The organism is Rhizobium sp. P1_C7, assembly GCF_056406295.1.
The window spans coordinates 14,369-25,188 of the sequence record NZ_JBFUAL010000024.1; the positions used below are offsets into that span (position 1 = coordinate 14,369).

A 10,820-nucleotide genomic window follows, 5' to 3' on the forward strand; every position below is an offset into this window, starting at 1 on the left:
TCCTCGCCATCCCCAGGCGTCAAATTGCGAGCAAACCCTTATGTATCCGTGAACAAAGGAGTTCCGGACCCGATCGTGACCCATCTCTCTCGTACTATCGTAAATCGCTGGTTACGGCCCATGTCTTGTCGCAATCCTGAACATAGCGCCTTGCGCGCCAGTCTGCCGGCGATTGGGATGTCGAGGCCAGTTCGGAGATCAAAAGGCAGATGTTATATTTTCTTTGGAAAGCCAGTATAGATAGACAGAAAATAAATATTTATGAGGTCGTATCTATTCATTGTATAGATCAATTTGGTATCGGTGCCATTATATATTTCATATCGGTATCGATTGGATTTACGCGCTTTCCAAATAAGGCCGATAGTCATATCGTGCAACGCAGCGGAGGCAGTTCTATTCGAATTCTTCGGGTTTAAAGACGATGAGCATTGAACCGATAGGAATATTTACGGTATTGCTCGGGCTGTATGGTCTGGCGTCCGGATACGCCTCGACGGCCATCATTTTCGTGGTGATGACACTGTTGGGCTCGGCCGCAGCAATCGTGGCTGGCGCAGCGAATGTGCAGCCGGCTCATCTCTTTCTTCTCTTTCTTGCAATCGCCACGTTCGGGAGCGGGGCGCGCTGGCCAGCGGCGGCGACGATGCTTGGCTTTGGCAAGGCGGGCTTCTGGCTTGCCCTCCTCGCAGTCTATGGAGCGGTCTCGGCCTATTTTCTGCCACGGTTTTTTGCCGGCGAAAGCATGATCATCCCCTTGGGCGTTTCAGAATATCCTTCGAGCGGTGGAACGGTCCCTCTCGGACCGGTTTCAAGCAATCTTACCCAGACGATCTATCTCGCTGCGGATCTCGTGTGTTTCCTGATAATCGTATCGCTAGGCTCAACGCGAACCGGCTTCACCGCAATCGTGAACGGCCTCATCGCCTACGCGGCCTTCAATGTCTTCTTTGCAATACTGGACCTCGCGACAAGCGCGACGGGCACACAGGGCCTCCTCCAGTTCATGCGAAATGCCTCCTACGCTTTTCACGAAAACGACGTCGTTTACGGGATGAAGCGGATCGTCGGTTCCTGGCCGGAAACCTCTGCCTTTGCCGGGACGACACTTGGCGCTCTCGGGTTCACCGGTACTATGTGGCTTTGTGCGCGCGAAGGGGGCTGGACCGGCCCTCTTGCCCTGGCCTCGCTGCTCCTGATCATTCTGTCGACATCTTCGACGGGGCTCGCCGCAGCACCGATTTGCCTTGTGATCTTGTACCTTACTGCACTGATGCGCTGCGGTGTCACGCGCGGCAGCCGCCACAGTGCCGCCGTGGTGCTCCTTGCTCCCCTTCTTGCCATCGTCTGCGCGCTTGTCGTGATCATCCACCAAGGCCTCTATGACCGTGTGCACGAGTATGTCGATCTGCTGGTGTTGAGCAAATCGGGGTCGGATTCAGGACTGGAAAGGGGATCCTGGAACACTTTTGGGCTGCAGAATTTCCGGGACTCCTGGGGGCTTGGCGTCGGTTTGGGAACGGCGCGAACGTCAAGTTTTCCGGTCGCCGTGCTGTCCAATGTCGGCATTCCCGGCGCTCTCTTTTTTACGCTGTTCGCGCTGTCTGCGCTGAGGCCTGCACACGACGCTCGGGGGACGTTCGAGTCGGACGTTCGGTTGGCAGCCCGCAATGGCTGCCTGTGTCTCCTCGTCGGGGCAGTCGCGTCCGGGGCAACGGTTGATCTCGGATTGCTGTTTTTCATCTTTGCAGGCCTTGCAAGCAGCACGCCTTCAATGGATGAGGTGCCGCTTTTGTCAGCTAAAGGGGGCTCGGGGGGACCGCGTCCGATCACGGAGGCTCTCGGCCCGGCGGAAGTTGACGCCAGCCGGGGACCCGTCGACCGCTATTGATAGACCTGAAAATAGTCAACGCGCATCTGCGTGAGCAGCTCGTCCGGTTTTAGCTTCTGCGGGTGGGGAACGTCGTTGTGCAGTGCAAGCGTCAATAGCGGCCAGAACACGTCGGCATCCAGATCGAGGTCGGCGGAACGATTGATCGGCCAATTCGCGGGCAATCCGGTCCGAGTGTCAATTACGGGTTTTCTTTCGAAATACGGCACGCATCGTGTCTCATCGACGAAAATGCCATAGCGACAGTAGTCTTGGGTCATGTCGAGGTTCGTGGCTACCCCGGTACCCTCGTGGTGTTCTCCAGGCTGGCCCCACTCGTGCAGATAGGCGCCATAGAGGGTCGGCTCCCAACCCTTGTGTTCGACAACATCAAGTTCGATGCTGGTACTCGGGTTAAGGATGCTGCGACCATTCAGCAACCAGAATGCCGGCCAGCTGAGGGGGTGCTTTGGAAAAAGCATGCGTGCCTCAAAGTATCCCTGCCGCCAACCCTTGGTGACGATGCCGTCCCTGCTGGCGGTTTGAAGGCTACCCGAAATCCATTGGTAGTCGCTATGCGTGTTTCCATAGTAATTGGGAACGGACATCGTCCTGCCGATGTACTTGGCAGAGATCTGCAGTGCTTTGCCATTGACGGCGCGAGGATCGTCGACGACAGCATATGGGTTGAATCCCTCTTCCCCCGTTCGCCGGGCGAATGCCGATGCGCCATAGAAACCGGGTTCGGCTGCGGTGGGCTTCGGACCCGCATTCCAGACAGACCAGTCTATCGCATCGAAATTGTCTTCAAAGACGAGCTTGCGACCGACGGTGGGATCGTCGGCCGAGGCTTGCGCAGACGATGGACGCACCAGACCGGATCCAAGCCCCAGCAATCCGGCAGAGGCCTCGATGAAGCATCGTCGTGAAAGGACTGACTGGTTCATTGAAGCCTCCTGTCCGGCGCAGACCTATCCAGCGGCAACACGCAAGGCATCGGCATGAATGTCGACGACGTTCTCGGCGCTATATCGATCGATAAATTCCTTCCGGAAGCTCGCATTGGTTGTTTCGGCCGCAAGATTGTCACAATAGTAAATCATCGCGTCGACGAGTGCCTGGCCGCCATCAGGATCCACCAGGCGCCCCAGTCGCTCGTCGACCAGAATATCGCTTGGGCCAAATTCGCAATCCGTCGCGATAACCGGAAGTCCGAAGCGCAGCGCCTCGCATATTGCCAGCGACCAGCCCTCCCAGCGGGACGTCGAAACATAGACGTCACTTGCCGACAGTGCCGGTTGCGGATTGTCCGGATGGTGCTCGATCGCGACAATCGTACCGAGGCCGAGACGGCCGATCTCGTTTCGCAGTTCCCCCTCGCCCTTGCCGTGGCCGACAATTTTCAATCTGACGTTCTGGCGAAGCTTCGAGAGCTCGCAAAAGGCTCTCAGGAGGATGTCCTGGCCCTTCTGGTATGAAAAGCGGCCAACATTGACAAACGTCACGCATTCGTCGTCGCCGGCGCCTTTTTGGATGTCGGTTCCATCAAAGCTCCTCACCGGATTGGGAACCCAATATTGCGGCGTATAGCTGCCGAACATCGTCTTGAAGGACGCAAGCTGCTTCGGGGAGGTGCCAAAAACGTAAGAGGCTCGCTTGAGGAAATAGGTTCTCATCAGGAAGAACAGGATCCTTGCCTTCAGATGGCTTTTCTCACGCCACGGGTTGCCGTGTAGATGCACCACAAAGTTTCTCCGGATGCCGATGCATGAAGCCATCGCAATCACGGCTGGTTCGATCTGGGGAACGACGACAAGGTCATAGTCCTTGCTTCCGATGACCTCCCGAAAGTCACGCATCAACTCAAGGCGGCTGCGCGGACGCCGGTCGATCGAGTTGTAGTTCCGTCCGGACGGCCTGTTGATGTGGGCCGTGGTATGGAGAACGTCGATCTCGAAGTCGGACGGATACTTCTCGGTGAGCTTGGTGCAGATCGTGTCAACGACGTGCTCGATCCCGGCAAAGGAATGTGTTCCGGGTTGGACGTACAGGATCTTGCGACGGTGTGCCGCAGCATCCTTAGGTCTCGATGGGCCTGCTTGTACTTCCATTTATCGACGTCCTCTTGAACAGATCGATTTGCGTAGTATGGTATAGAAAACAACTTGCAGAAAATTCCTAGGAAACGCCCTTGATCGAGCCGGTGTCATTAGACTTTCGGAACGAAGAAATATTGTTGGCTCGCCGGAATAGTTATTCATGGCAATATGAAATGCAACAATAAAGGTGTGAATACGATGGCGATAATTGATTTACAGTCGGCCGATGCCGAAACTGTACTTCCTTTGCCGCGGTGTGACTTATGCATCGTGGGTTCCGGACCGGCAGGCAGCACGATCGCACAAGAACTCTCAAACACCGGCCTTCAGGTGGTCCTGCTCGAAAGCGGCGGATGGGAGCGAGATGCAGACGTCGATGCGCTCAATGATATCGAGAACGTCGGTCGGCCCCGCGTGCAGGACCAGTGGTCGGTTCGCAATCGGATAGTCGGGGGCAGTTCCCACACCTGGGGGGGCCGATGCGCGGGGTTTGACGAAATCGATTTCGAGGAGCGGCCCTGGGTTGCCTATTCCGGCTGGCCGATTGCCGTCGACGATATGGTCCCGTATCTGGATCGAAGCGCCGTCCATCTGGGCTTGGCAGTCGGCAGTGGATTCAGCGATGAGCGTTTCTGGGATATCGCACAGCGAACGGCTCCTCACGCCGAGGTGAATCCATCTCTTTTGCTGCCGTTCTTCTGGCAATTCAGCAGGGACGAACGAGAATCATACCCCTTCGAATACATGCGCTTCGGGCGGCATTTGCCTGGGCGTCTCGGGTCGAACCTCACGCTGGTGACCGGCGCCACCGTTTCGCGCGTGCTGACGGTCGAGTCCCAGGCAGGCGTTCGAGGCCTGGAGTTTGCGACACTTGACGGGCGCCGGCACACGCTTGCCGCGTCCGCTGTTGTCCTTTGCGCGGGCGGTATCGAGAATGCGCGCATTCTCCTGAATTCGGGCACGGGCGCTCACCCCGGCCTCGGGAACGATCACGATCAGGTGGGGCGCTACCTGATGGACCACCTGCGCGGCCCAGCCGCCTTCTTCGAGCTGGCCGGATCGGAAGTCCTGCAACGCCGCTTTGGGCGCTACAACGTCAGAAACCATTTTTTCCGAGCCGGTCTGCGGCTTAGCCCGGACGTCCAGAGAGGCGAAGGGCTGCTCAACTGCTCGAGCTGGCTGGGAGAGATCCTCGCGCCCGATGACCCATGGGACGCGCTGAGACGAGTAGCGGCCCGCAAGCCCCAGTTGCCACAGGACGTGGTCAATCTCGTAAAGAACAGTCCGCTGCTGCTGCGCGGCGCCAGGGACTATTTTGGCTCCCGCAACGGCCTCCCACGCAAACTGCGTGAGCTCACGCTGGAAACAATGTGCGAGCAGGTGCCGGACGCCGACAGCCGCGTCACCTTGTCGGAGCGCCGCGATCGCCTGGGGATGAGACTGCCGAAGGTCGATTGGCGCAGCCACCCCGACGAAGCGCGCACGATGCATCGGATGGCGGAGCTGGTTTTGGGCGAACTGGAAAGGATAGGTCTGCCAAAGCCGATCCTTGCCGACTGGGTGCGTGACAAGGCGCAGGTCCCGGCGAGCTTTGTCGATGTGGCGCATCCGACCGGAACAACACGCATGTCGAGCGATCCAGGCAAGGGTGTGGTCAATGCCGATTGCGAGGTTCATGGCGTGGAGGGGCTATTCATCTCCGGGAGTTCGGTGTTCCCGACGGCCGGCCATTGCAATCCAACGCAAATGATTGTCGCCATGGCGGTCCGTCTCGCCGACCACCTGAAGGCCCGACGCGTGAAATCCACGCCCGTCAAGGTGATGATGAATGTCGAGTAGGACGGTTCTCGTTACCGGCGCGACCGGGCGGATCGGACGGGTGGTAGTGTCCGACCTTATGGAGCGCGGCTATCGCGTGCGGGCAACCACGTCGAGGCCACGTGTCGGCATCGACGCCGATCGCGATGTTGTCGATTGGCGAACGGTCGATTTTCTGCGGGAGACCGACTTCGACGCTCTGGTTGCCGGCTGCGACGCCATCGTCCATCTGGCCGCCGAGCTCGGAGAAAAAGACCGGATGGTGCGCGTCAACGTCGACGCGACGCGGGAACTGGCAAAGGCGGCCGAACGTATGGGTGTGCCTGTCTTCTGCTATGCAAGTTCCGTTTCCGTTTACGGCAGTGGCCGCGTGATAGACATTGCCGAAGATTCCGAGGTTCTGACACATGATCGCGACGTGCCGTCGGAATACTGGGCGCTCGACTATGTGAGGGAGTATGGTCGCACGAAGCTTGCCGGTGAGCTCGCGCTTCGACAGGTTGCCGAGAGGGTACGATATGTCGTCTTCCGCCCGGCCGTTGTGGTCGATATCTCGCAGATCATCGCAGTCCGAGACTGGCCCCCCGTGAAGCGGATGCTTGCGGCCCATCGCCATGCCCACCACATCTACGTGCGCGACGTATCGGACGCAATGATCTGGTTCATGCAGCGCGGCCTGACGGAGCAAGGGCAACCCGGCAGCGTCAGCGTTTACAATCTTTCGGAGGACGACCGGCCCAATCCTCGCCATAGAGATTTCATGCGAAAGGCATTCGACGCAACCGGCGACCATCGCTATCGCACTGTCGCCGTGCCTTGGATCGCAGACTGGCTTCATGACTTCTTGCGCTTCCGCTCGCTTCCTTTCAGAAACCCGCTATGGCGCATGAGGTTTTCAAGCGAGCGGCTGGAGGCGGCAGGCTACCGTTTCCGGTTTGGAATGACACGGGCAGAAGAGCTCGCGCTGGAGACTCTGCGACAGGAAGTACCGCAACACCAGGAAAAAGGAGACGGCTTGTCTGAAAAACGAGCCTAGTCGGCCGGATACCTGGAATGAATTTTCCGCCACAGACGTCGGCGCCCGACCGCGGTGCGCCGCCGCGAATAGAGGCAATGGAGGATTCCATGGCCGGAGAGATAGCCTGCCTCAAGCACGCCCGCAAATGCCAGGGCCCATGCAATCGACTGCAGCAGAGAGCTTCCGACCGAGTAACTTGCGATTGCACAGGCAATCATCACGATGAGGACAATAAGTGTGAAAATAAGAATCGGCATACGCAGCGCACAAACGACGCCGGTCAAGAACGAAACAGCAATTGCCCACCCCATTAGGTTGATTTGACCTCCTGTCCGGCACGACCCGTAGCTGTCTATCATCAGCCATATGGAGGATGTAGGCAAGCCAAAATTAAATCGTCCACAGCATGATGCGTGTTGCGAAATGCCTGTCTGTGCGCAGGAGATGGACCTTATCTCTTAGACTAGTTGCTCGTGCGGTTTGGGGGCAGAGGTGCTTGTTCGCGCCGCTCAACGCGAATGACATCGCCTGGAGAGACCGGATCGTTGTCGGTAACAATCAAGCTTTCTACGGTGCCGCCCACGACGCGGTTGATCGTCGTTGAAAAGCTGTAGGTGTCCTTATTTTCTTCGAGCGCGGTGACTGCCATTGGCGCACGGATCTGCAGATTCCGGAGAAGGTCCTTTGCCGTTTCCGTCTTTTCGGCGTTTGACGCAAAACGATCGCGCAGTTCGGCGGCTTCGGTCAGTGCGTTGATGCGATAGCGGTTGCGCACGTTGTCAATGTCCTGGTCGACCCTGGCAACGTCCTGCTGGGTCTTGAGTATGGCGAGGGAGACATCGAGATTGCGGCTTTCCAGTTCGGCGACATTCTGGTTGGCCCCGAGCTGTCGGGCTGAAACGGTCAGTCCCTGGGTAACCAGCTTGTTGACGGAACTGAGGTCCTTGTTGGCGAGTTCGATCTGCTTCGCCAGGGAAGCAGCCTTTGCCTTGAGGGTCTCGATCTGGTTCGCCGCCAGCACCTTGGCCTGGTTGAGCGCTTCGATCTCCGTGTCCATGGACCTTTCGCGGGTATCGAAAAGCGCCTGCTCGTCCTGCATCATCCTTGAGACGCGGGGCTCGCTCGCATGCTCCATGATATCCGGCGGAAAACGAATTGCCGCGGCATTGTTCAATATAGCATCGACGCGCGCCTGGCGTGCGACAAGCTCAAGCCGTTCGGCCTCAAGACCGCGCAGATCTCCGCGGCCAGACAAGGCGTCACGCTGCAGGCTGATCAGGTTGGGATCGACGGGGCCGATGCCGCCGGCCATGCTCAATGCCTGGACGACAGTCAGTCCGGGACTGAAGCTGTATTTTCCGGGGGTGGTCACCATTCCGGCGACGAAGATCGGGCGGTACGAGGAAATCTCCACCGATGCGTTGGGACGCTTCTGCATGCCGACCTGGTTCTGGAGCCGCTCACCGATCGAGTCGGAAACCTGCTCGAGCGTCTTGCCTGCGGCTGGTATGATCCCGATGATGGGAAGGGACAGGTTGCCGGCGGCTGAAATGACGAAGTCGCCCGTCAGTGGAACCCATTCGAACGCGCTCCCCGTACTCGGCCGCCATTCGAAGACGCGGATCTTCAGTGTGTCCTGCGGTCCAAGGATGTAGTCCTGCGCTATCGCCTGGCAGGCGCCTGTCATGAAGGCCGCGGCCATGGCCGCCACGGAAAGTAGGATCGCCGCTTTCATATGTTGCCACAGGTGAGCCCTGACGGACCCGGCAGCCAAGGAACGTCGACGCCAGACAAGGGATCGCATGCTGTTTCTCCCATCATACGGATTGCAGGCGCCATCCGACGATTTATTTTGTTGTTACGCGGGAAGGGCGAGCGCTGTCCCGGTTACCTGCTCGACGTGGTTGCGGAACCGGTCGATAAAAATGTCTCGGCGAAACTCGGCGGCCCGCGAAACCGCATCGGCGGGATTAAAGTCCAGACGCTCCATGCGGTCAACGGCGTCCATCAATTCCTCTGCAGTTTGCGTTCCAAAGAACACGCCGGTCTTGTTGCCGATGACGGTTTCGGTCGCCCCTCCGCGCCCGAAGGCGATGACCGGGCGCCCGCTCGCCATCGCCTCGACAGGCACAATCCCGAAGTCTTCCTCCCCTGGAAACACCAGAGCCTTGCAGCGCGCATAGTGGTGCTTGAGAACGTCGAACGGCTGCGAGCCCAGGATGGTCACGGTGGGGCCTGCGATCTTCCTCAGCTGATTGAGCATCTCGCCGCCGCCTATCACCACCAGCTTGGCTTTCATTTTATTGAACGCTTCGACAGCAAGCTCGGGCCTCTTGTAGCTGACAAGTTCGCCGGCCATCAGATAGTAGTCGCCGAGCTCGGATGCCGGGACGGGACGGAAAGACGTGGTATCGACCGGCGGATGGATGACCGCTGCATCTCGGCGGTAGTAGCTCTTTATGCGGTGCGCGACCGTCGTCGAGTTGGCAACGAAGTCGTCGACACGATTGGCGGTCGCGACGTCCCAGGTTCGCAGATAATGCGCCATTGGCGGCATCATCAGGCGGGTAACGAGCCTGGAGCTGTCATAATATCTGTTGTACATGTTCCAGATGTAGCGCATCGGCGAGTGGCAATAGCAGATATGCAATGCAGGCGATGTCGGTATCACGCCTTTCGCCGGTCCGGATTCGCTGCTGATGACAAGGTCGTAGGCGCCAAGGTCGATCTGCTCGAGCGCCATAGGCATCAGGGGCAGATACTTCTTATACATCTTCCGTGCGTAGGGCAGCGTCCCGATGAACGTCGTGCGGACCGTGTGGGCCTTGATTGTCTCGGAAATGGCCGAAGGATCGAAGACATGCGTGAAGATATCGGCGGTCGGAAAGATATCACACAGGGCTTCCAGAACCTTCTCGCCCCCGCGCATGCCCACCAGCCAGTAATGTATGATTGCTACTCGCACGCAATGCTCCAAGATCGGACACAATCGATATTACTGTAGCGTGTAGGGCAGGAAAAATGATACACGTTTCCGTATTTTAATAGAAACGCTAGATAGTTCCTGATGCCGACTTTAGATAATAGCTGCGTTTTACAGTGCTGTCTCTCACATACGTCGCATTGATGTAGTGTGCAGTGCAATAAACGCATTGTCAAACCGTTTAATACTTGTTAGCTTCCTTGTGCATGCCCGTTCGGCATTTCTCTGTACGTGTAGCAATCCTATCTATTATGTGGGGAGTACGCAGATGAGGGAAATTGATCTCGGTCTGGATTTTGACAGGTTCAATGAGACACAACTGCACGCTCGCCGAGTAGCTTCCCGGAATAGTGAAGCGAAGAGGAAGACCTGGTCCTCCGTCGCCTCGGCATCTTTCAAATATGCGGTCGACGCCATACTGGCCGTCGTCGCACTGGTCCTTCTGTCGCCGATGATGCTGATGCTCACGGCGATGCTGCTCGTGTTGCAGGGCCGTCCGATTTTCGTTGCGCATCGGCGCATAGGCAAGAATGGCGAGACGTTCCCTTGCCTTAAATTCCGGACGATGGTCCCGAATGCAGAGGAGGTGCTTGCCAGACATCTCGACGCCAATCCGCGCCAGAAGGAAGAGTGGATGGCGACCCGCAAGCTCAGGGATGACCCGCGTGTCACGCCGTTCGGCGCTCTGCTGCGAAAGAGCAGCATCGACGAGATCCCGCAGCTCGTGAACGTCTTGCGAGGGCAGATGAGTCTGGTTGGTCCTCGCCCCATTGTCGGCAGCGAGGCCGAACTCTACGGCCCTCATTTTGCCGACTACATCAGGGTTCGTCCTGGCCTTACAGGATTGTGGCAGGTAAGCGGGCGCAGCGACACGACCTATAGCGAACGCGTGGCGCTCGATGTACTTTACGTGAGAGAACGCAGCTTTCTCGGGGATCTGGCGATCATGTTGAAGACCATCCCAGCGGTGCTGCGCTCGCGAGGCAGTTGTTGACGATCCGGTGGTGCTCATGACCGCGGCCGCCCATGTTT

General features: G+C 58.0%; 8 protein-coding genes. 4 read left to right on the forward strand and 4 right to left on the reverse strand.

The window, feature by feature from the left end:
* Positions 1-424: 424 nt before the first annotated feature.
* Positions 425-1,891, forward strand: coding sequence for a hypothetical protein (locus AC1D2R_RS26980; RefSeq protein ID WP_477972192.1), 1,467 nt, complete (start codon positions 425-427; stop codon positions 1,889-1,891).
* Here the strand turns inward: AC1D2R_RS26980 and AC1D2R_RS26985 are convergent.
* Both AC1D2R_RS26985 and AC1D2R_RS26990 read right to left on the reverse strand, forming a co-directional pair.
* Entirely contained in the window at positions 1,885-2,817 is a 933-nt protein-coding gene (locus tag AC1D2R_RS26985; protein WP_477972194.1) for a glycoside hydrolase family 16 protein, read from the reverse strand. The two genes, AC1D2R_RS26980 and AC1D2R_RS26985, sit on opposite strands and share 7 nt — an antisense overlap.
* A gap of 24 nt (positions 2,818-2,841) precedes the next feature.
* The gene (locus AC1D2R_RS26990) at positions 2,842-3,981 is read right to left on the reverse strand and encodes a glycosyltransferase (protein WP_477972196.1); all 1,140 of its coding nucleotides are present in this window, start codon (positions 3,979-3,981) and stop codon (positions 2,842-2,844) included.
* A gap of 258 nt (positions 3,982-4,239) precedes the next feature.
* Here AC1D2R_RS26990 and AC1D2R_RS26995 point away from each other — a divergent pair, with 258 nt between their 5' ends.
* Together AC1D2R_RS26995 and AC1D2R_RS27000 are read left to right on the forward strand one after the other, a co-directional pair.
* Positions 4,240-5,808, forward strand: a complete 1,569-nt coding sequence (locus tag AC1D2R_RS26995; protein ID WP_477972198.1) for a GMC oxidoreductase — start codon at positions 4,240-4,242, stop codon at positions 5,806-5,808.
* The gene (locus AC1D2R_RS27000) at positions 5,798-6,823 is read left to right on the forward strand and encodes an NAD-dependent epimerase/dehydratase family protein (protein WP_477972200.1); all 1,026 of its coding nucleotides are present in this window, start codon (positions 5,798-5,800) and stop codon (positions 6,821-6,823) included. Before AC1D2R_RS26995 ends, AC1D2R_RS27000 begins: the two co-directional genes overlap by 11 nt.
* Before the next feature lie 445 nt (positions 6,824-7,268).
* On the opposite strand, the gene AC1D2R_RS27005 is transcribed toward AC1D2R_RS27000, so the two are convergent.
* Entirely contained in the window at positions 7,269-8,540 is a 1,272-nt protein-coding gene (locus AC1D2R_RS27005) for a polysaccharide biosynthesis/export family protein (RefSeq protein WP_477972202.1), read from the reverse strand.
* Positions 8,541-8,663: 123 nt separating this feature from the next.
* Entirely contained in the window at positions 8,664-9,734 is a 1,071-nt protein-coding gene (locus AC1D2R_RS27010; protein WP_477972275.1) for a glycosyltransferase, read from the reverse strand.
* Between the two features lie 322 nt (positions 9,735-10,056).
* Here AC1D2R_RS27010 and AC1D2R_RS27015 point away from each other — a divergent pair, with 322 nt between their 5' ends.
* A complete protein-coding gene (locus AC1D2R_RS27015) occupies positions 10,057-10,782 on the forward strand; it encodes a sugar transferase (protein ID WP_477972204.1) in 726 nt (241 codons plus the stop codon).
* The last annotated feature ends 38 nt before the right edge of the window (positions 10,783-10,820 follow it).